The organism is Candidatus Sysuiplasma acidicola (genome assembly GCA_019721035.1).
In the GTDB taxonomy this organism is placed as follows: domain Archaea; phylum Thermoplasmatota; class Thermoplasmata; order Sysuiplasmatales; family Sysuiplasmataceae; genus Sysuiplasma; species Sysuiplasma acidicola.
In genome coordinates this window covers 78,126-98,422 of record JAHEAA010000006.1, presented here as the reverse complement: position 1 = coordinate 98,422, position 20,297 = coordinate 78,126, and the positions used below count along the sequence as shown (strand labels likewise).

20 protein-coding genes and 1 tRNA gene are annotated in these 20,297 nt (G+C 50.9%); 9 read left to right on the top strand and 12 right to left on the bottom strand.

Annotated elements, in window-relative coordinates:
• Window positions 1-107 precede the first annotated feature (107 nt).
• From KIS30_04455 to KIS30_04445, 3 genes are all read right to left on the bottom strand, one after another.
• Window positions 108-1,700: a zinc-ribbon domain-containing protein gene (locus KIS30_04455; protein ID MBX8645994.1), complete on the bottom strand. Its 1,593-nt coding sequence runs from the start codon at window positions 1,698-1,700 to the stop codon at window positions 108-110.
• Window positions 1,701-1,786: 86 nt separating this feature from the next.
• Window positions 1,787-2,779 (bottom strand): GTP 3',8-cyclase MoaA, encoded by a 993-nt coding sequence (gene moaA / locus KIS30_04450; protein MBX8645993.1) that lies wholly within the window; start codon window positions 2,777-2,779, stop codon window positions 1,787-1,789.
• A 71-nt stretch (window positions 2,780-2,850) separates the two neighbouring features.
• Window positions 2,851-8,229 carry an ATP-dependent helicase gene (locus KIS30_04445; GenBank protein ID MBX8645992.1) on the bottom strand — a complete coding sequence of 1,793 codons (5,379 nt, stop codon included), beginning with the start codon at window positions 8,227-8,229 and terminating at the stop codon, window positions 2,851-2,853.
• A 137-nt stretch (window positions 8,230-8,366) separates the two neighbouring features.
• On the opposite strand from KIS30_04445, the gene KIS30_04440 reads away from it, so the two are divergent.
• A complete protein-coding gene (locus KIS30_04440) occupies window positions 8,367-9,167 on the top strand; it encodes a carbon-nitrogen hydrolase family protein (protein MBX8645991.1) in 801 nt (266 codons plus the stop codon).
• Window positions 9,168-9,334: 167 nt separating this feature from the next.
• Window positions 9,335-9,763, top strand: a complete 429-nt coding sequence (locus KIS30_04435) for a hypothetical protein (protein MBX8645990.1) — start codon at window positions 9,335-9,337, stop codon at window positions 9,761-9,763.
• A gap of 69 nt (window positions 9,764-9,832) precedes the next feature.
• On the opposite strand, the gene KIS30_04430 is transcribed toward KIS30_04435, so the two are convergent.
• The 3 genes from KIS30_04430 to KIS30_04420 form a co-directional block, all read right to left on the bottom strand.
• Window positions 9,833-10,027 (bottom strand): hypothetical protein, encoded by a 195-nt coding sequence (locus KIS30_04430; GenBank protein ID MBX8645989.1) that lies wholly within the window; start codon window positions 10,025-10,027, stop codon window positions 9,833-9,835.
• Between the two features lie 227 nt (window positions 10,028-10,254).
• Complete coding sequence (locus KIS30_04425; protein MBX8645988.1) at window positions 10,255-10,431, bottom strand: hypothetical protein; 177 nt, start codon at window positions 10,429-10,431, stop codon at window positions 10,255-10,257.
• Window positions 10,432-10,499: 68 nt separating this feature from the next.
• Entirely contained in the window at window positions 10,500-10,655 is a 156-nt protein-coding gene (locus KIS30_04420; GenBank protein ID MBX8645987.1) for a hypothetical protein, read from the bottom strand.
• 70 nt (window positions 10,656-10,725) lie between these two features.
• On the opposite strand from KIS30_04420, the gene KIS30_04415 reads away from it, so the two are divergent.
• Both KIS30_04415 and KIS30_04410 read left to right on the top strand, forming a co-directional pair.
• Entirely contained in the window at window positions 10,726-11,625 is a 900-nt protein-coding gene (locus KIS30_04415) for a DUF1028 domain-containing protein (GenBank protein ID MBX8645986.1), read from the top strand.
• Window positions 11,626-11,636: 11 nt separating this feature from the next.
• Window positions 11,637-12,341: an HAD hydrolase family protein gene (locus tag KIS30_04410; GenBank protein ID MBX8645985.1), complete on the top strand. Its 705-nt coding sequence runs from the start codon at window positions 11,637-11,639 to the stop codon at window positions 12,339-12,341.
• A 3-nt stretch (window positions 12,342-12,344) separates the two neighbouring features.
• On the opposite strand, the gene KIS30_04405 is transcribed toward KIS30_04410, so the two are convergent.
• Window positions 12,345-13,697 carry a glycosyltransferase family 4 protein gene (locus KIS30_04405; protein MBX8645984.1) on the bottom strand — a complete coding sequence of 451 codons (1,353 nt, stop codon included), beginning with the start codon at window positions 13,695-13,697 and terminating at the stop codon, window positions 12,345-12,347.
• Between the two features lie 140 nt (window positions 13,698-13,837).
• Here KIS30_04405 and KIS30_04400 point away from each other — a divergent pair, with 140 nt between their 5' ends.
• The 3 genes from KIS30_04400 to KIS30_04390 all read left to right on the top strand — a co-directional run bounded on the left by KIS30_04400 (window position 13,838) and on the right by KIS30_04390 (window position 15,506).
• On the top strand, window positions 13,838-14,401 hold the full coding sequence (locus tag KIS30_04400) for a hypothetical protein (protein ID MBX8645983.1): 564 nt from the start codon (window positions 13,838-13,840) through the stop codon (window positions 14,399-14,401).
• 72 nt (window positions 14,402-14,473) lie between these two features.
• On the top strand, window positions 14,474-14,980 hold the full coding sequence (locus tag KIS30_04395; GenBank protein ID MBX8645982.1) for an ArsR family transcriptional regulator: 507 nt from the start codon (window positions 14,474-14,476) through the stop codon (window positions 14,978-14,980).
• Between the two features lie 16 nt (window positions 14,981-14,996).
• Window positions 14,997-15,506: a tRNA (cytidine(56)-2'-O)-methyltransferase gene (locus tag KIS30_04390; GenBank protein ID MBX8645981.1), complete on the top strand. Its 510-nt coding sequence runs from the start codon at window positions 14,997-14,999 to the stop codon at window positions 15,504-15,506.
• Here the strand turns inward: KIS30_04390 and KIS30_04385 are convergent, their stop codons facing one another.
• Window positions 15,507-15,767 (bottom strand): PRC-barrel domain-containing protein, encoded by a 261-nt coding sequence (locus KIS30_04385; GenBank protein MBX8645980.1) that lies wholly within the window; start codon window positions 15,765-15,767, stop codon window positions 15,507-15,509.
• 354 nt (window positions 15,768-16,121) lie between these two features.
• On the opposite strand from KIS30_04385, the gene KIS30_04380 reads away from it, so the two are divergent.
• Complete coding sequence (locus KIS30_04380) at window positions 16,122-16,730, top strand: hypothetical protein (protein ID MBX8645979.1); 609 nt, start codon at window positions 16,122-16,124, stop codon at window positions 16,728-16,730.
• Window positions 16,731-16,732: 2 nt separating this feature from the next.
• Here KIS30_04380 and KIS30_04375 read toward each other — a convergent pair whose 3' ends face one another.
• Window positions 16,733-17,170 carry a hypothetical protein gene (locus KIS30_04375; protein MBX8645978.1) on the bottom strand — a complete coding sequence of 146 codons (438 nt, stop codon included), beginning with the start codon at window positions 17,168-17,170 and terminating at the stop codon, window positions 16,733-16,735.
• Window positions 17,171-17,293: 123 nt separating this feature from the next.
• On the opposite strand from KIS30_04375, the gene KIS30_04370 reads away from it, so the two are divergent.
• Window positions 17,294-17,389: transfer RNA gene (locus tag KIS30_04370), tRNA-Ala, on the top strand.
• A gap of 53 nt (window positions 17,390-17,442) precedes the next feature.
• Here the strand turns inward: KIS30_04370 and KIS30_04365 are convergent.
• The 3 genes from KIS30_04365 to KIS30_04355 all read right to left on the bottom strand — a co-directional run bounded on the left by KIS30_04365 (window position 17,443) and on the right by KIS30_04355 (window position 20,201).
• Complete coding sequence (locus KIS30_04365) at window positions 17,443-18,141, bottom strand: hypothetical protein (GenBank protein ID MBX8645977.1); 699 nt, start codon at window positions 18,139-18,141, stop codon at window positions 17,443-17,445.
• Between the two features lie 496 nt (window positions 18,142-18,637).
• The gene (locus tag KIS30_04360; GenBank protein MBX8645976.1) at window positions 18,638-19,090 is read right to left on the bottom strand and encodes a hypothetical protein; all 453 of its coding nucleotides are present in this window, start codon (window positions 19,088-19,090) and stop codon (window positions 18,638-18,640) included.
• Between the two features lie 478 nt (window positions 19,091-19,568).
• Window positions 19,569-20,201 (bottom strand): hypothetical protein, encoded by a 633-nt coding sequence (locus KIS30_04355; GenBank protein MBX8645975.1) that lies wholly within the window; start codon window positions 20,199-20,201, stop codon window positions 19,569-19,571.
• Between the last annotated feature and the right edge of the window lie 96 nt (window positions 20,202-20,297).

The window sequence follows — 20,297 nt, the reverse complement described above, 5'->3', positions numbered from 1 at the left end:
CTGGGCCAGATTGGAATTAGATGTAAATACCTTTTGCCGGCGATTTTGAAAATGTCCCGGGCGGGTCGGCGCAGCTCTGCGCAACAGCACATAACGTAAGTCATGACTCACGAGGCGCGCAGTTTCGCGAACTGCCTTCGGAGATGACTGATATACCGGAGTGACTCGTCGTATTTGCCCTCATTGTAGGTGGAGCTTGCCTGTTTGAGTATCGCTATGAGATCAGTGACCTGGAGTCCGTTTATCTTTGCGTCGATGATCTCGTTCTTGGCCCTGTTCATTTCATCCGAAAGTTTGGTCGGAATGGAACGCATCAGCGAGTCCCTCGACTGTTTTGCCAGCAACAATGCGGAGCTCCAGTCGCCGGTGGCCAGATGTTTCCGGGCTTCATTGTAAATCATTCGTGAACTGCTGTAATCTATGCCTATGTCGTCCGCGCAGTTGAGCAGTTGCTCCAGTTCGTCGCAGAGTTCCTGGGCTTCGCCGTACTGTGATGCTTTCGCCGACATTTCGGACTGGAATCCGGATGTCAATTTCTGTGCATCGTCATACCGGCCGTTCCTGGCCATTGATGATATCTCGGTGATTCGGGATTCCATAAATTTCTTTCTCTCTCCGCCAATCCCTTCGATTTCAAGCTGTCTGCGCATTATTTCGATCTTTTCGCTGAAATATCCCTGTATGGCATCAATGATCGATGCTTTTGCAAGTCTGGCGTACTTGCCCGCCTCTGCGTGTCTTCCTCCCTGGAGGTTCTCAAGAGCCATGTCCAGATACTGCTTGCTCTCTGTAATGTCCGCGCTCACGCTACCGGCAAATTTCAGAAGAGGGCGTATTTCCTGTATTACCTGGCGCATGTCGGAGTCTTCCGCCGGGGCAGACTTGGGAGTGACCGTAGGTGGCGCAGTCGCGTTAGTGCTGCGTAGCGTATCATGTGTATAGGCAACCGCCGGCGACGCTTTCGCCGCCTCAATCTGTGACGGTCTGGGCGGGATCGCCGGTTGTTCAGGCACCCTGTCTTTACTTTTGCTTCCGAATTTGAAGCTGAAGAGGCCCTTCTTGTCCTTCCCGTCGCTGCGTGTCTGAGCCAGAGCCTCCGACTGACGGTAAACACGCGACTCCTGCTGCTCCGTTGTCTCAGCAGTATCAGATCGCGCGTCAGCGGCCGGCGTTTCGAATCTTTGTCCAACCTGCTCAATCGCCGGTGCCGCTGGGCTCCCGGCAGACTGGCTCTGGAAATTCTCCTCTACCTTTTCAATCACTGCCTCATGCGTCGTCAATGGCGCATCCGCATCCAGGTCCGTGATATCTGGCGCATTCATGGGCTCGACCGCTGGCACGGAATTGACGGTCTTGGGTATCTCCTCAGCTGCGGAAGCATCTTCCTCGCTGAGAAATTCCACGCCGCAACTCTGGCACTTATTGGCGTCGCCTGCCACTTCTGCTCCGCACACAGGGCACTGAAAAACAACTTCCTCCCTGACATTCGAAGGTGGCGACGTCTCGGATACAAATTCGACACCGCACTTGGGACATTTCACATCTCGTTCCAGAAGTTCGTTGCCGCATTCAGGACACACATAAACAGCCTTGGAACTGTCCTTCAGCAGTGCTAGATCTGCTCCGCATGTATCGCACGTGCTCGCATCAGAACTTATTCTGGCCTCACATACAGGACAGACATCCTCGCCGTTGGTCATCAGACTGCTCCTTCAACGCAATTATTTGAAAAGACGGCACTTATACTTTTTGTACTGAATTTCCATAAGAGCGAATAACAACACGCTCATCCGCCTATCTGGGACATTGCCTCGAGCGTCCTGCTGCTAGTCTTTCCGATGTCCAGGTAATGCCGCTCGGGCTTAAACACAATACTCTTGCGTATGAGATTCGCCACGTCTTCAATGCTTCCGCCCTCCCGCAACACCGAAACCAGGTCTACCGTCGAATCGCCGAAGAGGCACATTCTCAGCCTTCCTGTGGATGTTATGCGCACCCTGTTGCACCTGTCACAGAAGTTTCCGCTGAGAGGCGTGATGAAACCGACCGGCGTGTCGTAGCCGTCAACATCATAGTATACGGCCGGACCATGGCCGTTTTTCGATGAGGAAGGGGTGAGCCTGAAATTCTTTTCAAGCTGGGCCTTAGCCCTCATTGCCGGGAAGAACAGTTCCGGCTGGAACGAGACGTTGCTCGTGAGAGGCATCATTTCGATGAATCGGAGTGGGTATGAATTATCCAGCGCAAAGCGTGTCAGCTCAACAAGTTCGTCGTCGTTGACGCCTTTCATCAGCACGGTGTTCATCTTGACAGGGCGAATGCCTGCATCCGCAGCCTCGCTCATGCCCTGCAGGACCCTGTGTATGTCGCCGCCGCGCGTGATACTGCTGAAACGTTCGGGGTTCAGTGAGTCCACGCTCACATTGGCTCTTGTGACGCCTGCCGCATGCAGCTGTCCCGCCATACCCTTGAGAAATATGCCGTTCGTCGATATTGGCACATCTTCCACACCAGGCACCGAAGAGACTTCTGCCGCGATCTCGACAATGTCCGATCTTGTAAGCGGTTCGCCTCCCGTGAGCCTGACAGCGGTCGTTCCGATGGATGTCGCAGCGCTCACTATCATGCCTATCTCCTGCGGCGACATCATGTCGCCGTGCCTCGTAAATCTGACGCCTGAAGCTGGCATGCAGTATACGCATCTGAGATTGCAACTGTCGGCTACGGATACACGGAGGTAGCTTATTCTCCGTCCAAGTGCATCAGAGAGCTGGTACACGCGCAGCTTAACACGCTGCAGAATAAAATAGTTGATCATCAGGCTGTGCGACAGAAAGGGTCGGTTGCGTGTCATCTTCCCGGATGAGTCCGTTCGTAGAAACCGACCACATCCCACTCTTCGTCGTGCGTAACCGCCTTTTTCCTGACGAGGATACCCATCTCCGATGCGAGTTCCTGAAGCATCTCCCTGATGCTTTCTTCTCCCTCGAATCTGTCGACTCTGACTTCATTCTCCTTTATTCTTCCCTTGAATGCGCCGACAACCTCCGGCCCGTCAAAAATGAGGTTTGATGACCCGATACCGAGTTTTGACCTGACCTCTTCAGCAAAGTATGCGACGATCCGGTCGTCCTGCGTCGCTATGAATCTGCGTCTGAATTCCGCCTTCTTCAGTGATGTGACATCGTCTGCTAGTATCCAGTACAGCGTGTCGCTTCCCTTCTCCAGATATCCTTTTGCCAGCGTGCCTTCGTTCTCCATCTCGGACAGCAATTCACGCAGCTGTCTCATGCCCAGCGAAGATTTGAGCATCCTGGCGAGCTGCTCGGCAGTGAAGACGCCGAACTGTCTGAAAAGCTGAATGACTATAGTTCTCAAGGCTGCATCGCGATCTATTGCTTCAGTCCTGACGGCAACATACTGTTTGTTGCCGTCTATGGCCACCATTGATTTGCGGAATAGTGTTCTGAGCGCCGAGCGCGTCGAGGCCTTTGACATGTTTGAATACTGCAGTATCTGTTTCACGCCCACGGGCTGATACGTCTCCACAATCTCGTACACGTGATTCTCCACTTTTCCCGTTCTCTTGATTCTGGCCGCCCTGCATACGGACATCCACTTTGCATCCGTGTAGGCAGCGTGTTCTGGCACAATTTGTCCGAGCAGCAGGCGTCTCTCCTTCTGTTCGAAATCGAGCGACAGAACGCGTTTGATGCGGAGCATTGCTTCATAATTGTTTCTCAGTCCGATCATGAAATTTATCGCTTCCCTGACATCCGAAAACTGCTGCTCTATGTGCTGCCTCTGAAGCGCGAAAGAAGACAGTTTCTTCCTGTCGAATGACTGCCTGATGACATTTCCTATGACCAGCATGCCGTTGATCCTGCTGAAGGATGCACCTTCGCACTGCCGGAGCACCGCGGCATCCAGGTCATCGACGGAGACAGCGTTGATTTCTCTTATTCTCAGTATATCCAGACCGTACTGTGCATACAGGCTGCGCACTGCTCTCAGCGCAGATAACACCGATGAGATGTCTGCGTTTTCGCTCAGATTGAGCTGCCTGACCTCGAGGCAGCTGGCCATCACCCAGATTTCCGCCACGCCGGCAATGCTTCCACGCTGAACGATCGGATAAAACCATCCCTCGCCGTACTTGGAGGCCAGTTCTGCCCATAACGGCTGAACATAAGGGTCGAATACGGACATCACGTGCGTCTTTTCAAGGAGTTCCTGATTCTTTTCCATTAGCGGAATCTCATCCGACATGACATACATCTGGTTGGACGCGTCGCCGACGACAATGCGGACGGCGCCTATGCTCTCAGCAATGGCGTCCAGATTGATGTCCCAGAACCCGGTCTGCGACCTGATTTCCATCTCTCGAATCGGTCCCTGGCCGCGTATTATCCTCTCGACGATTTTCTCCCGTGCCCGATCAACGCCGGTGCTGCAGTCGAGATAGGCGTAGATGTTTCTCGAACTCCACTCTTCACCGTCCTGATAAACACGGTGCAGCCACAGTGTCCTGTCGAGTCTGTCGACGGCCTCCCTCGCCCTGTCCCTGTTTATGCCCGACAGGGCAACAACGGCAGACGAAGTGGAACGACCGCTGTTCTTTACCAGTTCGAGCAGATGCATCTCCTCCTCTGAAAGAGACTGATCGCGATAAGCTGCCACGAACATGGGAGCGTCCTCTTTCAGCACGTATCTCACCCTCCCGCGAAGGAAACGACCCATGAGGATTGTTTCATCGCGCCTCATGGCGTCCCATTCCTTTCTGCTGAAACCGGGGACGCGGTTGAATACCTCCAGCATCATTCCGGCCGAAGCGAACTTTCTGAAATAATCACTGATCGAGTGTAGCGGTTCTACACTCTTTCTGTAAAGATATCGCTGCACTGTGGCGAAATCATATACCCTGACTCCGGAGTTCTTCAGCGCCAGGTAGTCCCTGGTGAGCATATACTGCTCCACTTCCTCCGCCACGAAATATCCTTTGGAGACTATGCCTTCCGCGACGAGCTCCTCGGCCTTTGTCACAATTTCATTGCACCGGAAACGGTATGAGATTTCCTCCGCAGTCTGAGGACCGAAATACTCTAGCTGCCTGGTAAGGAGTCTTTCGAGACTCTGCTCCTTTTCTGCAGGCTGCACAAAATTGCGTGACCATGCCCAGCCGTCCTTCCGCATCCTTACCCTCTTCGCCAGGAAGAGACTCTCCAGGCGATGCATTATTTCGCTGACTATTTCAGTTTCCATGTCGAGTCTGGATGCGATCTCAGATGTGCTCAGTTCATCGGACGAAAGAAGCGAGAGCGCATTCTTCTCGTCGTCGGCGAGATCCCTCTTCCTGCATATGGCTGCGAATGCACCTTCCTCGTCCGCCGGAATAAAGTATATGTCGTCGATCCAGACAGTCGCCAGTTCCCCTTGCTCCAGGAGACGAAGCGCCCAGTCCCGCACCTCCTCATGCGGTCTCGAAGTGAACAGATGCATACTCGCGCCCCGTTCCTTCAGCATAATGAGCGGGCCGACAGTCCCGAGGAGTTCCCTGACCTGATCGATACTGTCGATTTTCCGCCGCTTGGCAATGAAGTATTTTTCCACAATTTCACTTTCGAACTCATATGCCCTGGCGTCCTTGCCCATCACGTGGGAGAGCACCTTTCTGTGGAGCTCGCGCAGCATCGCGCTCTTGTCCTCCATGAGAATGACATCGGCTATGCCTGAGAGCAGTATGCTGTGTGAGAATGAAGAGGGAGTGTCTGTGTACCCGAAGTAAGACACCGTCCTCCTGCCCGACTCGATGTCTTTCAGCACCTCAGTCGCATGTTCAATATCCATCACGTCACTCATGACTTCATTGTAGGTTTCGCGAATAACCGGAAAATCCTCGATCTCTCCAAGCTGGTCAAGGAGCGTGCTTGAACGCATCTGCTGCCTCGAGACGGAGAGTTCCTTTCCCCTGTAATTCTTCAGTATCATAAAACTGCGGGCAGCGACGTGCCTGAAGCGCTGTTTGAAAAGTTCCGAATCCTTGAGGCTCCGCATGAGCGTTTCTCTCAATTTGTCTGAGCGAACAAGCGAATGGATGCCCTTGAGCGGTATCTCCTTCGGAACGCTTATCAGAAAATTGTCATCGGATATGGACACGCTGGTGTTGCATTTGAATTTCTGCGAAATGGCGTGAGCAAACGCCCTCGAGAGCGCATCATTTGTTCTGCGCCCGAAGGAAAAGTGAAAGACGATGGCCCTGTTACCGCTCTCCGTGTGTATTATGCCCTCGATCAGCAATTTCCGATCTGTTGGAAGCTCAGGTATCATCCCCTCCTGCTCGCGGAAATAATTGATTATGCTCCTCGCCGACCATCTGTCGACGTTGTAATTCTTCGTCAGGTGGTCTATGAGTTCCTGCTCTGATTTTCGCATCATTCCTGCCATCTCGGCCCTGAACTTTCCGACATCTTCGGAAAGGTCGAAGCTCCTCGGCAGCATTTCGCCTGTCCAGGAAGGCACAGTGGGTTTCCTTCCCTTCGCATCCCTGACCAGCACGGTTGTGCCGCGTGCACGGATGAACTCATAGCTCCTGCCTCCGAGAACAAAAATGTCTTTTGAAGACAGCCGCTCCACGAACTTGTCCGAAAGCTGGCCGATTGGGACGCCTCTTTCGCTCACAACATCATACGATGATTCCTCTGAAATCGTGCCGAGATTCAGGAAATATATCAGCCTGGCGCTGCGTTTCTTGCCGAAGATATGCTCATTTTCGTCATACCATATTTTTGAATAGACATTTTCGAAATCTCCCTTGCTGCCCAGATACCTCAGTACGGAAAGAAAATCGCCCTTTGTCAGTGTATGATAGCAATATGAGCGCCGGACAACATCGTACGCTTCATCGACTGTCCATCTTCGCTCCAGGGACATGCCCACGATCGACTGCGACAGAACATCCAGACTGTTCTTTGGTATGTCTACCCTGTCTATCCTGTTGAGCATCGCTGATCGCGTGAGAACAGCGCACTCAACTAGATCATCCCTGTCGAAGACAAGGAGCCTTCCGATGGACATCCTGCCCACGGAATGGCCGCTCCTGCCTATCCTCTGCAGCCCCTTGGCCACTGATTTCGGAGAACCCACCTGGCAGACGAGGTCTATGGAGCCGATATCTATACCGAGTTCAAGCGAAGTGGAGCTTATCACACATTTCAGCTTTCCCGATTTCAGCTGATCCTCGACATCCTTTCTTGTGACCTTGCTCAGACTTCCGTGATGAGCCTCGACGCCCTGCAGTCCTCTCTCCTTCAGCTTATAGGCAACAGACTCTGTGGCGCTCCTCGTGTTTGTGAATACCAGCGTTGTAGTGTGTTTGTCTATGAGTTCAACCAGTTCGTCGTACATCTTCGCGTTTGCAATATCTGCCTGTACCGCGTTCAAATCCCTCACAGGGCAGATGACACCCAGATCAAGCGATTTCTGGGCCTTGATTTCGACAATGCCTACCGGCCTCGGTTTCCCGCCCGCATCATATCCTCCCAGATAGGCAGCCATTTCCTCGATCGGTGCCATTGTTGCGGACAGCCCGATGCGCATGAAACGGTCACCGCAGTAATCCGCGAGTCGCTCCAGCGTCAGGCTTAGAAATTCGCCACGCTTCGAATCGCATATTTCATGGAGCTCATCGAGTATCACCCACTGTATATCCTTGAACTTCGTCCTGAACACAGGGGAGGACATTGTGAGAGCGAGCGATTCGGGCGTCGTTATGAATATGTGCGGCGGTTTCCTCACCATCTTCTGCCGTTCATATGATGAGGTATCGCCGGATCTGACCGCAACCCGGATCTTCGGCTGCTCCGCGCCTCTTTGAGCCGCAAGCGCGGTGATTTCCTCGAGCGGCGTGCTCAGATTCTTGTTTATGTCGTTTGCAAGTGCCCTGAGGGGGGAAACGTAGACTGCATATATTCTGTCCTCGAGTTTTCCCTCATTCTGAATATTCAGAAGTTCGTTTATGATGGCCAGAAAGGCGGTCATTGTCTTTCCGGAGCCGGTGGGGGACGAAACAATCACATTCTTTCTTGCATGTATGAGCGGAACGGCATAAGACTGAGGTTCGGTCAACTCGGAAAATTTCGAACGGAACCACTCCTGTATGAGAGGGTTCATGAGAGAGAGAACCTCCCCCATGGAGTATTGCTTATCTATGTGCGCGTATGGTTTTGCCATCGATAAAATCGTTAATAATACAAGCTGGAGGTAATAACACTTTTGCAGGGGATGAACGATTTGTGCTTTTCCATGCTCCTGCGCAGGGGACATCTTAATGGCACACCTGCGCATTTGCATCGCAGGGCACGATTACCGTGAAAATCGGACTGTTACAGCTCTACGAAGAACATTGCTCCGACGGCCTGCGCCGCATAGAGGACATGCTGAAACTGGAGACGGATTTGCTCATACTTCCAGAAAAATGGATGCCGTTGAAGGAAGAAAACATCGTGCATGGCGATAGACACCCTTTCCTGGACGGTGTATCGGCGCTTTCATCGGATTATGGCGCCGCAGTCCTGACAGGCGCCCTCTACGAAAAGGATGGCGGCTGCATGTACATAACATGCTACGCATACGGACCGGACGGCGGACTGCTCGCCAAACAGAGGAAGATACATCTGTTCCTGGCTGAGAAGGATTCATTCAGGCCCGGAGAGAGCATAAACAGTTTCAGTTTTTCGGGGGCGAAGATCGGTATGGCCGTCTGTTATGACATTGACTTTCCCGAGACGGTCAGAAAGTATGCGCTTGCCGACTGCGATTTGCTCGCCGTACCTGCGAAAATCATAAAGCAGGGCATGGACCCGTGGATGCTCTATGTCCAGACAAGGGTGCTTGAAAACCGCATGCCTGTTGCTTTTTCCAATTGCGCCTACGGCACATACTTCAACGGAGGAAGCGCGCTGGTCGATCTGGTAGAGTCGAAGGAGGGGCATATCATGTACAGCAGGGTAAGAAGCATACGGGACGGTGAGAATGCTGCCGTTTTTGATTTTGCCCCCGGAGAGCTGAGAGAGGCGAGACGCATTAGACTCTCGGACAGGAATGCGAGCGTGGATGCGCTCGCCTCCGAATACGCCAATCCGCCCGACAACAGCAGTCCTCAGAAGTAATACGACCATTTCAGCTGTTGTTCGGCGGCAGCAAGATTGCAGAAGCACTTCATTCGAGCATTCTGTGCTTCACATGAAATGCTGAACCACGCAGTGGTTGCTGGTGGTATGGCGAATGTATCCGTAAAAAAGTCACAATGCTTTTAAGGAATCCTGTGAATATCATCATGGAGCGAATGAGAATGGCTGTGGTGACTTTTGATGCTGCAAAGAAACTGCGGACGTTCCTTATTGCAGTTTTGGCCTCCTTCCTGTTGTCTCTTTTCATCACGGTCTTTTTCCTCATTCTGTCCGGCTCACTGGGATTCGCCCTTTTCAACTTTTGTTACGATTATCTGCTTCTGCCGCAGATGTTAGTGATTGTCGCTCTTGTTTTTGGCCTCGCTTATTGTTATGACAAACTATCTGTTGATGCAATTGGATCGACACTGACACTCGAACGCTCCTCCTTGTCCAAGAAGACGGGCAAGGTACACTTCAATGGCATTCCCTTTGTAGTGAAATGTCCCGGAGATGTCATCCGTGGAAGGCGCATAGAAATCGCCGGAGTGCACAGATCTTTCTGGTGGGGCGTGTTCCTGGTTGCAAAGAACTGATGCTGACAGCCTAGCTTCCCGATTGTGTGGTAACGGCATTAATGGCCTTCCCCTAATGTAATGCACACATTATTTGAGCGGATTCTCAATGACAGTGAAATTGCAGACGCTCTTAGCAGTTGCATGCGGCATCTTTCCCCTGTGCCAGTTCACCAGTTTTTCGACGAATCTTATGACCGATTCTGATTTTGCAGCAGCGCTGTTCTTCCTGTAGGTCCTGCCTCTGACAGCGTTGACAGTGCCGGAGCCGTTGATGCGCATCATGCACCTCCGCTGTGGCGTCCCAGGCGTTAGGCGTTGTGCTAGCAGTCTATGGACAGGTCATACCCAAAGAGGACGGCGGCATCCTCTGGCTAGGCCCTCACATTCTCAATGAACTGTCTGGCGAATGCCTCCCTTTACCAGACAACTTCATCGCTGAATGGTTCGCTGCATTGCAGTGTTGCCTCGAGATAGTGGGCACCGATATCCCTCAAACAGTGCTTGAACGTCTACTCAGAGACGGTGATGCTCTTCCGGCGGATGTAGAGGCGCAGCTCTGTGCGCATCCATGTCAATGAGTTGATGCCGTGCCTGCCCGGATGGTTCTCGCCAAGCAGGCGCTTTAACTCATTCTTCTCCATCTCGCCGAATACCGGAGGCCTGCTGCTCCTGTCTCTTTCTTCCACACTCGTCTGCTCATTCCAACGCTGAGCCCCGTCTGTATTTGACATCTTCAGCTAACAGAGAACACCCTCTAAGCAACAACCGCTGGATAACCAACGCGTAGCATGTAAAGTGCACTAAGGCGATCCAATTCCCTGAGTGCCTTATATTCCTCTTCAAGTTTGTTGGGAATGCCCGAGGTAGACTCCGAAACTATGCCCATCACTGCCGGAAGGGCATATGGCATTTCCGAAATTTAACGTGTTCCATAGGACTTATGCGGAGAGGTATAATATGTCTGACCGGATACATCAATGATGATAAAGCGCAACGGGATTGATTTTCCGAAACCGTCAACATATTCGATTGTGGCATTTGACCACGATACGAAATCTCTGGGTGTTGCAGTGCAATCGAAATTCATATCGGTCGGCTCGGTCGTTCCATGGGCCACATGGAATACAGGCGCCATTGCCACTCAGGCCTACGCAAATACCTCTTACGGGCCAGCGGGCCTGCAGTTGCTAAAGGACGGGTATTCACCAGCCGAAGCGCTTAAGAAACTCACTTCCGCTGACAGAGGAAAAGAGCACCGACAGATTGGCATTGTGGACAGAAAAGGGAGAGCGGCGACATTTACTGGAAAGAAATGCATGGACTGGGCCGGTGGCGTCACTGGTGAAGGATACGCGGCGCAGGGCAACATACTGGTGGGGGAGGAGACAGTTGAGGCCATGGCAAGAACGTTCGAAAATTCCAGGGCCGGTTTCCCGGAAAAACTCATCATGTGCCTGCATGCAGCCCAGAAGGCGGGCGGGGACAGAAGGGGCATGCAGTCTGCGGCCATACTCGTGGTAAAAAATCGCGGTGGATATGCCGGATTCAATGACAGATACGTTGACCTGAGGGTTGATGACCATGTAAGCCCGATTGAAGAACTCGAGCGCGTGTTCCATCTTTTTGAGTTCATAATGCTGTCAGGAAAGGAGGCAGAGGCACTCAGAATAGAAGGCGAAATCTGCAGGAAGCTGAAGAGAAATCTTTCCAGGCTCGGTTTTTACAACGGTCCGGCTGACGACAAGTTTGACAGCGCGCTGAATGCTGCGCTGATGGATTACATATCTACAAACAACTTTGAGAACAAGAAAACACCGCAGGGCCACATACTGAAAACAGTTTTAGAGTACATGACAAAGGATAAGAGGAAGAAAGCTTAAACAGATTCAAAATGAAGTTTAAGGCCGGAACAGATCCAGTCGCATTTCGCTCGATTGGAGTCATTGCAACAGATTATGACAGGACACTGACAGACCTCGATCTGACACTGCACCGTGAGACGATCGGAGCGATCGACGATGCATCAGAAGCTGGACTCTGCATAATTATTGTGTCCGGCAGGGGAGTCCGCTTCATGATGAACCTGAAAAGCAGGTTCAGACAGGTCGATGCGCTCGTAGCAGAGAATGGCGCCGTGGTTATCTGCAACGGCAGCGTCGAGAGAATTCACGAACAGGCCGGAGAGAAGATTGCGGCACATCTCTTGGAACGACATGTGCCGTTCGTGAAAGGACAGGTAATTTCGTACATACAGAAGGGATACCTTGAGGAAGCTGAGAAGGCAGTGGCCGAAATGGGAGGGATTGCAAAGCTGGTGAGGAACATAGAATCGGGAATGGTACTTCCGTCAGGTGTCGATAAAGACGTAGGTCTACTCAGCGCCCTGGAAAAACTCGGCAGATCTGCGTCGGAAACGGCGATTGTGGGCGACGGAGAGAACGATTTTTCGATGTTCGACGGGCCGTTCTTCAAGGTTGCACTGAAGAATTCAGTTGCTCAACTGCAGGAGAAGGCCTCTGCCATAACTGAAGGCGTGGGCGGCGAAGGCGTGCGCGAACTCCTGAAGGCGATACTGGCAGCCAGAGAAAACAGATGACGGTCAGTAACGCGAAATGACTTTCTCAAATATTGGCACGAGTTTCTTCACTGCGCTGTCTACGTAGCACTGCTTGGATGCTTCGTAACCCATGCTGCCCATTTCGCCTGCCTTATCCCCCTTGAGCAATTTCTTCATTCTTTCAGCCAGCGCGCCATCGTCGCCAGGAGGAAAGGTGAATCCGTTTATTCCTTCCACAACGAGCTCCGAAGAGCCGCATCCGGTGCTCACAATCACCGGTCGCCTCATGCGCCATGCTTCCACGGTGACGAGGCCGAACCCTTCGGCTCCTGAAGACAATATGAGGCATTCGCAGAGATGATAAGCGGCGCGGACGAGCCTGTCCTCTAGATGGCCGATCATCAGAACCTTTCCCTCCAGGCCGTTTTCGGATATAATCTGGCTGAGCTTCTTTTTCCAGTTACTTGATTTGGAGGAACTGAGACCGCCGGTGGAACTGCCGGAGAAGCTGCCGTTTCCTACCAGCAGCAGCTTCATGTCGGGAAACGACGACTGCAGGTGCTTCATTGCCCTGATGGCCACGTCCTGTCCCTTCATCGGATCCATCCTGGCGACAGTCAGGAAAAATCTTTCCCCGTTTTTCAGTCCCGTTCTGGCTAGAAATTCTTCGATGTCATGGGCATCGGGCGCATGCCAGTCACTCTCGTCAATATGGGGGTATATCTGATACGCCTCCCCTCTGTAACCGGATCTGAAAAGAGCTTCCAGATCTTTCCTTGTGCTGACAATCATTGCATCGTATGCTTCCATGTTCCTGACGATGAATTTCCTGACATTGCCGCTCACATTATCCAGATTGGCCGGTATGTGCCAGCGGTAAACGGCAGGGGCAAACGGACCGACAAAATTTCCGATTTGAAGCTGCTGAAAATCATGTATGTAGAAAAGGTCGAAATTTGCCAGATTCTGCAGCAGGACGTCAGCGGTCTTCCAGCTGTACAGGTTGAAGGAAAGATACTCGTCGGCGACAAACGACATCCGTTCTGTACCGTGTATCTCATTCCACAATTTATCCTTGAACCTGACATAGCGCTCTGCGTCGTGCCTGCCCAGATCGATATTCACGAATGTGATGTCCCCCGTCGTTATCTCCGTCGGAGATTCAGGCGAGAGAGAGACCCACATGGCTCTGTCCACGATGCCGCTGCCTTTCATCTTTTTCAGCAGAGGATAAACCATTGCAGTGACGCCACCCGGCGAATAAGAGAAGTCCTCTCCCTCTGAAAGCGTGCTAAGATCAATGACTTCTGGCAGGATGCCGTATTTCTCGATAAGATCGGGCGCGCTGATTCTGAACCTGACAAGTGGCGTCTGGGTATTAACACATATATTCACAATTTCACGCTTCCCTCAGATTCGAATCATGCTCCATATTATCCTATGCATGAAATGATATAACCTTTTCCAGAACGATGCGTCATCGCGGGAGATAACTGAACCATATAGTTTTATCAGCGGAAAGGAAATCCATGTTCATGGACAGGTCCAGGGCACTGAGGAGGATTGTACACTGCCTGCTGGTATTAGGCGTCGTTTACTACATCATACCGGCGCAGATAATGCCCGGCCTCCCAAAAGACGAAGCACTGATCCTGCTGCTGATGGTCATACTGTCGTTCGAGGCCGTTAGACTACACCTGAACATCAGGATTGTCGGCCTCAGGCCTTACGAATACTCCAGACTTAGCAGTTTTTCATGGGCATTCATGGGCATATGCACTGTTGTGCTATTTTTCCCGCTGCCGATCGCGCTGCCGGCATTACTTGGCGTAGCCTTCATGGATCCGCTTGCAGGCGAACTCAGGCACCTGGAGCAAGGGAAACTGGCGAACATAATTTGGCCGATCTCATTCATCATGTTCTCGACGCTGCTGCTGATCCACTATCAGCCGCCGGTCGTGCCGCTTTCCATGGGGTTTACGGGCTCAACCGTCGCCTGGTTATCCGAAAGAATGAAGTTCAGAAGTATAGACGATGATTTCCTGATGTCCGTGCTTCCAGCCGTGGCCATGCTCGTAACCTATATGAGCATAAAGTGACATACTATATAATGTGGAAAAAATAAAATTCCACAATACCGATTTATATTACAGATGCAGATAGAGGTTGACATGAACCGAATGAAGGTCATAAACGAACCGTCCGATCTCGTGCCTATGCTGAGGGCCGTGGATACGGAAGCAAAGAGACAGGTTCTGAAGGAAGTAACACTCGAGTGGAGAACCGCTAAAGAGATAGAGGAAAAATATGGAAAAGAGGGAAGGGAAGCACTCAAATTCCTTGAAAAGATGAAGCTCGTCGAAACAAGATGGGAGTCTTCAAACAAGTCTCCGCAGCCTGAAAAAGCATATCATACATACTATTCTTCATTCCACATAAGCGTGACGTGGCCGGTATACGAAATAAGCGATGTCCTGTCCATTGCGATGATGCCTGAGGCAGAGTTCAGGCGGATTGAAAAGAGGATACTGGAGGAGATAGGCGCGGAGGGAAAATTTGCGGGCGATGTGGCGGAGAGCCTCGGCATGACTTCAACAATGCTCAAGAGCATAGTCAAGAGGTCCATCAGGCTGGACTTGCGCGGACACAGAGTTGAAAAACTTAAAGAGGAGCTTTGAGGAGTCAACAGTTCGGATGATTACAGTCCTCAGGCTCGGCCACAGACCGGAACGGGACAAGAGAATAACAACGCATGTCGCGCTCGTGGCGAGGTGTTTCGGCGCCTCCTCAATGATTATCACCACGAGGGACGAAGGTCTGTGTGACCGGGTCCGTAAAGTGGCGGAAAATTTTGGCGGAAGTTTCCAGGTTACATATGTGCACGACTGGAAGAAATTGCTTCGGGACTTCAGGGGCCTGAAAGTGCACCTGACGATGTACGGCGAGAGATTCGCAGAAGTCAGGGAGCGCATCGATGCGTCCGGTGACATGATGGTTATCGTCGGTTCCGAGAAGGTACCTCCGGAACTCTACACAATGTCGGACTTCAACATTGCAATAGGCAATCAGCCTCATTCCGAAGTAGCAGCTCTTGCCCTGTTCCTGGACAGGATCACAGAGGGAAAATGGGAAAAAACAGATATGGGCGGCAGGTTAAAAATACTGCCTAACCCGAGGGGCAAAACCGTTTCAGGACGGCGGTAATCAGGCAACGGCCTTTTCCTTTCCGCCGACCCGTTTTGGGAAGTATTTCAGCAGTATTATGTCTCCGACGTTGCTAATCCACCTGTATGGTACATTGACCGGCCTGCTTCCTTCCACAAGCAATGGATTCGTGTCGGATATGAATATGCCGTCGATCTTCGCGCTGTCCACATCGATGACGAGATTTGTCACGCTTCCGAGATACATTCCCATGTTCGTATAACATTGTCTTCCTATCAGTTCAGAGGCTTCCTGGAGCACATCTCCACCCCGGAGCCCTATTGTGATGACAGAGATAAAATGCTTTCTTCCGAGATGGCCCGTCCATGTACGCGTTTGGCTGCTGTGAAAAACTTGCAGCTGCGCGCACACTTCAGCAAGGAAATCAGCTGCCGTGCTGATCTATTTCACGGCTGCAGCAGAAAAGGGACGGAAATCGCCCGCACGTCATAATTTACCGTTCGCTTCTGCCGCGTCGGAAAAGAGACTGGCAATCGCCAGATCATGACACTGCCGCATGCAGGTTGTGACGATTTCACATGCAAAATCTGCGGATGACAGATATTTATAATTGTACAGAATTGTATCAGGTAAACTGAAAGGGGAAATCAGATCTTGCTTAAGAGCCTCAGAAATGGGATTATTGCAATTGCAATAACCGCGGTAGTTGCCGTTCTGGTTATACAACTTGCGGCACCACCTGCATCCGGACAGACCATCGGTCTGAACAATCTGCCCGGCACCATGGCGCTCGATCACTCATATTCGTTTTATGTGACAATCAATCTTCAGCAAGTCACCACTATCGCAAGTTCCTCGACCATCACTCTTGCAATAGCCAGGTCCAATGGCGCGGCTGTGACAAACGCGGCGTTTAACGGTACTGGCACAATATTGAGCACCGGCGGTTTCCTGCAGACTGTTGCAAAGCACAACGGAAGCGCATCCAACATTTACGGATACGGCGGCACCACAGGTTATGTGAGCTATCTGGTGTCTGTTGAATTTCCCGCAGGAGGTGTTGTGACCACCGGCCAGTATTCAATCAGCGCCACACTGACGATAAACGCAACCTCTACGCCGATAACTTCGAGACCGGTGATATTCAATGTGGTAAATCAGATCAGCCCGGTGCCATATCTCGCAATATTTATAGTCGGCGACATCGTGGTTATCGGCGTTGTGGTCTATGTAGTGACGACAATGAGGAAAGGAAGGCGCTGAAGTCACAGTGCATTTCCGCAACGTGGACAGTTCCGGACATTGATAGCGCTCAGGACGCCACATGATGCACATGCTTTCAGTAGTCTTGAAAGGCAGACTGGACAGGAAGCCTCTCCATAGGGAACAATCGCACCGCACACATTGCACAGGATGCTCTCTTTGCGCTCCTTGCTGACGGATTCTGCTTCAGAACTTTTCCGGCGCCTCTGGTCGGCAAGCAGGACCGCACCGGCAATAGTGCATGAGATTGAACCGCCGATTACGTATGAGAAAAGCAGAAGGTACGATTGATTACCATAATGAAAAAGCAGAAATCCTGTCAGGAAAATGATTATGTTGACAGGCGTCAGAAGAATCAGGGACCAGCCTGCACCATGGACCAGATGACCGTATGCGTCTGCGTTTTTCCTGCGTACCGGCTTCCTGTTAACCGAACTCATCGGATTCCTTCACCAATATGCCCCGTCACGCGCATAGAGCCTCAACGGCTGACAACATGTCGGGGCTTTACTGACTGATGTTATGAAACATATATATGCGTCGACAAAATTCTCAGGGGCCGAGGGCCCATAGATCAGCCCGGAAGATCGCCTGCTTTGCAATGCCTGAACAGGCAACAAAACAGCAGGAGGCCGCGGGTTCAAATCCCGCTGGGTCCACATATATCCTCATCGCAGCCTGCTGTGGCTCTTTATTCCAACGATTCCTCCGTTTACTGTTGCACATATGTTATGTTGGCGCAAACATAAACAGGGACACCGAGTCCCTTAAGATTGGCAAGAAAACCGAAGTGGTGAATGCCGAAATCTGTGTTTGGCCAGATCATAATATCGAAACCGGCAAAAAATGCAAAATTATGCCATTTCGAGGCTATCGTCTGATTGACAAGCGAGATGGGTGCGTAAACTGAGCCAATACCAGCTATAACAACGTAGTCGTTCATCATGTGATAAGACGTGTTTGTATTATTTCCCCATGGATAGGGATCAAAAGACAATTGAATAACTTTGCTTGTCTGAAAACCCGTATCATTTGCCACTATCACCAATGAACTTGGATCGATATTGGGTGCCAGATGAGCACTGACTAAGAACGATACTCCGATGTCGAAATAATTCCCCTGTGCACCACCCAGAGAATAATTATACAAGGATGTTTGTATTCTCATGCTGAATGAGGAAACAGAATAGCTGGTCTGACCAATTGAAGTATTGGTGGAGAAATTGAATCCCGGAGAGTTATAATCATACCAGCCTGAAAAATTTCCCTCAACCAGATAACTGCCGTTACCATCGACCACTTGCAACCTTGGAGGTACGTAATGCGGTCTTGTGGCGTAGTATGAGATTGACAACATGCCCGCAATAATGGCGACAGCCATACCAGCTGCAAACACTTTCCTGGCCGTCATTCAGATTCACTTTCTTAATCGTCTCTATTAAATTATAAAGTTTGCTCTGTTGTTTCACACAGCACCAGTTTAATGACTGGCCTTGATGGCTGAAATCCACCTTTTCATTGCCTCTCCATGCCAGTCTCGCACTTCCGGATGATAGCGACGAATTCATGCAGAAGTTTGCCTCTGTTTCTGTCGTTACTCAGCGGGGTAACACAAACACAGGTATGAGTCACGAGGAGTTTGCGCGGCTCATTCATCTCCTTCATATCTGCCATTCCAATTGTTCGAGAGCACTGAAAGAAACACGTTAAGGAGGATATACCATCATGAGGCCTTTCAACCACCAACTCACTTTTCAGTTGTTCTCACTGGTTGGGCACCGCTGACGGGAGTGATGCAATAATCACCCAATGCCGCGTCAAATGTGTTTCCCAAGTTTGGAACAGAAACGTGATAGATAACAACGGCTGCATTAACCGGTCTTGCTGTGTGCGCACCTAAGAACGGTTCAAATTTCCGCATTATTAGGCGCATGTACATTGTGAAGAAACACGACAATTGCGCCCGCAAGTGCAGGTATGGCCAGTGGCATGAATATCGGGAATCCAATTGCCACGATATTCAGCGAAATCAGTATGATAAGCACGCTCCACAACACTGGACACCTGGATCCCAGATACAGCCTCAGTGACAGCAGCGCAAACGTGATTCCAAATGGAAGAAACAGCACTGAATGTGTGTAAATAAAAACAGCAATCAGCAGAAGACCGTTCAGCCCGATCGCCCATTCTGATGCCTTCAGTTGTGCTGAGCTTTCCCGCTTCAAGCCACGAGGATTTGTTTGACTTTCCATATTTTCATCACTGTTGCCGGTTCCGGCATGTTCCCCGACCGGAGCACTGAATCCGCGGGACGACGGCTCATCTATTGCGCTTCTGTCCGAAGGAACTCTCTCGTTCATCCGCCATCGCTCAGGTATGTATTGATATGCTGAAAATGGTTGCGCCAACGAAGTTCTTACCCCCATACCGACATCACCGGATAAGTATATGCCCCACAGCAAAACAACATCGATGAGACTCTGCGTTCATGGACCCGTAAGCGCCATATCTCGATGCCCGTGCCACCGCCGTGCGCTATTGACATGCAGCGGTGCGCATTACAGCGTAGGGGGATGACTTCGACGCTACAGTCAGAATTGAGACAGACATACTCACACGTAGCGACGGCCAATGCACCATGTGCAACGGCATATGTAAGTCGATAGGGTCGGCAGAAATAGTATTACGAACGCGAGCGGACCATCACCCGACATAGTCATATAAAAGTAGGCGGGCGAGGTAGGCAGAAAGCGATATATTATCTGGAATTCTTTCAAAAATCAGGTACGACCAAGCGTGAAAATCCAAGTTAGACAGGGCCCGTCGCAAACCTGCGCCTTAATTTGATATCGTTTCAAAATTCTGGTTAATTGCCAGATAAGGCGGCGGTTGAACGTTTTCTGCCGGATAAATGAACGCAAATGAGAGCAACAGACCATACTTCATTGCAATTAAAGGAAGCAACGCACTTTCGTTTAATGAAACCGCTCCGTTGTTCACACTTGTATACCAGCCGGACATCCTGAAGCTGCTCCTGTTGTGGAATGTGACAGTTATACTGAACGATCCATTTGTCGGTAATGAAGCTGGCTTAGGTGGGAAACCCAAAAAGAAAGCCATCTGTGGTCCTGTTCTGTTTACTATGCAAATTGCATTTGTGATCGACGTGCTGTTGCCTTGGAGTATCGCATTCAGTCCCAGGTCGGCAAGAATATGCCAGGGTGATGACCATGTGCCACGCAACGTTATGTTGCCCGTGACGTTCACCACTATGTTGTATTCCGATAAGGTGCTGCTATTGAGACCATAAAGCCTCATTCCATGAGAATACAGGACTTGGACGGCCCCTTTTTTTGCAGGAAAACCTAATTCGGTTGCAGCCATCGCCATTATGATGACCAGCAGAACAGAAATCAGCGCTGTAACCTTCCTGCGCTGCTCCCACACTGTTATTTCACCGCCCGCACGCATTGCCCTGCAAAACTCTGACTCAGATTATCGTAATCTGGACAGAGAAATTGGTAAAACACAAAAATGTGTTTTCTACAAAGGCGATAAAATGAGGTC

What these genes read in the sequence shown, in the direction of transcription:
- KIS30_04355 (MBX8645975.1), bottom strand. Translation starts at nt 20,201, where the DNA reads ATGCGTGCGGGCGGTGAAATAACAGTGTGGGAGCAGCGCAGGAAGGTT.
- KIS30_04390 (MBX8645981.1), top strand. Translation starts at nt 14,997, where the DNA reads ATGATTACAGTCCTCAGGCTCGGCCACAGACCGGAACGGGACAAGAGA.
- KIS30_04445 (MBX8645992.1), bottom strand. Translation starts at nt 8,229, where the DNA reads ATGGCAAAACCATACGCGCACATAGATAAGCAATACTCCATGGGGGAG.
- KIS30_04375 (MBX8645978.1), bottom strand. Translation starts at nt 17,170, where the DNA reads ATGAGTTCGGTTAACAGGAAGCCGGTACGCAGGAAAAACGCAGACGCA.
- KIS30_04395 (MBX8645982.1), top strand. Translation starts at nt 14,474, where the DNA reads ATGAACCGAATGAAGGTCATAAACGAACCGTCCGATCTCGTGCCTATG.
- KIS30_04360 (MBX8645976.1), bottom strand. Translation starts at nt 19,090, where the DNA reads ATGAACGAGAGAGTTCCTTCGGACAGAAGCGCAATAGATGAGCCGTCG.
- KIS30_04430 (MBX8645989.1), bottom strand. Translation starts at nt 10,027, where the DNA reads ATGATGCGCATCAACGGCTCCGGCACTGTCAACGCTGTCAGAGGCAGG.
- KIS30_04415 (MBX8645986.1), top strand. Translation starts at nt 10,726, where the DNA reads ATGATAAAGCGCAACGGGATTGATTTTCCGAAACCGTCAACATATTCG.
- KIS30_04400 (MBX8645983.1), top strand. Translation starts at nt 13,838, where the DNA reads ATGGACAGGTCCAGGGCACTGAGGAGGATTGTACACTGCCTGCTGGTA.
- KIS30_04410 (MBX8645985.1), top strand. Translation starts at nt 11,637, where the DNA reads ATGAAGTTTAAGGCCGGAACAGATCCAGTCGCATTTCGCTCGATTGGA.
- KIS30_04365 (MBX8645977.1), bottom strand. Translation starts at nt 18,141, where the DNA reads ATGACGGCCAGGAAAGTGTTTGCAGCTGGTATGGCTGTCGCCATTATT.
- KIS30_04455 (MBX8645994.1), bottom strand. Translation starts at nt 1,700, where the DNA reads ATGACCAACGGCGAGGATGTCTGTCCTGTATGTGAGGCCAGAATAAGT.
- KIS30_04420 (MBX8645987.1), bottom strand. Translation starts at nt 10,655, where the DNA reads ATGCCATATGCCCTTCCGGCAGTGATGGGCATAGTTTCGGAGTCTACC.
- KIS30_04435 (MBX8645990.1), top strand. Translation starts at nt 9,335, where the DNA reads ATGGAGCGAATGAGAATGGCTGTGGTGACTTTTGATGCTGCAAAGAAA.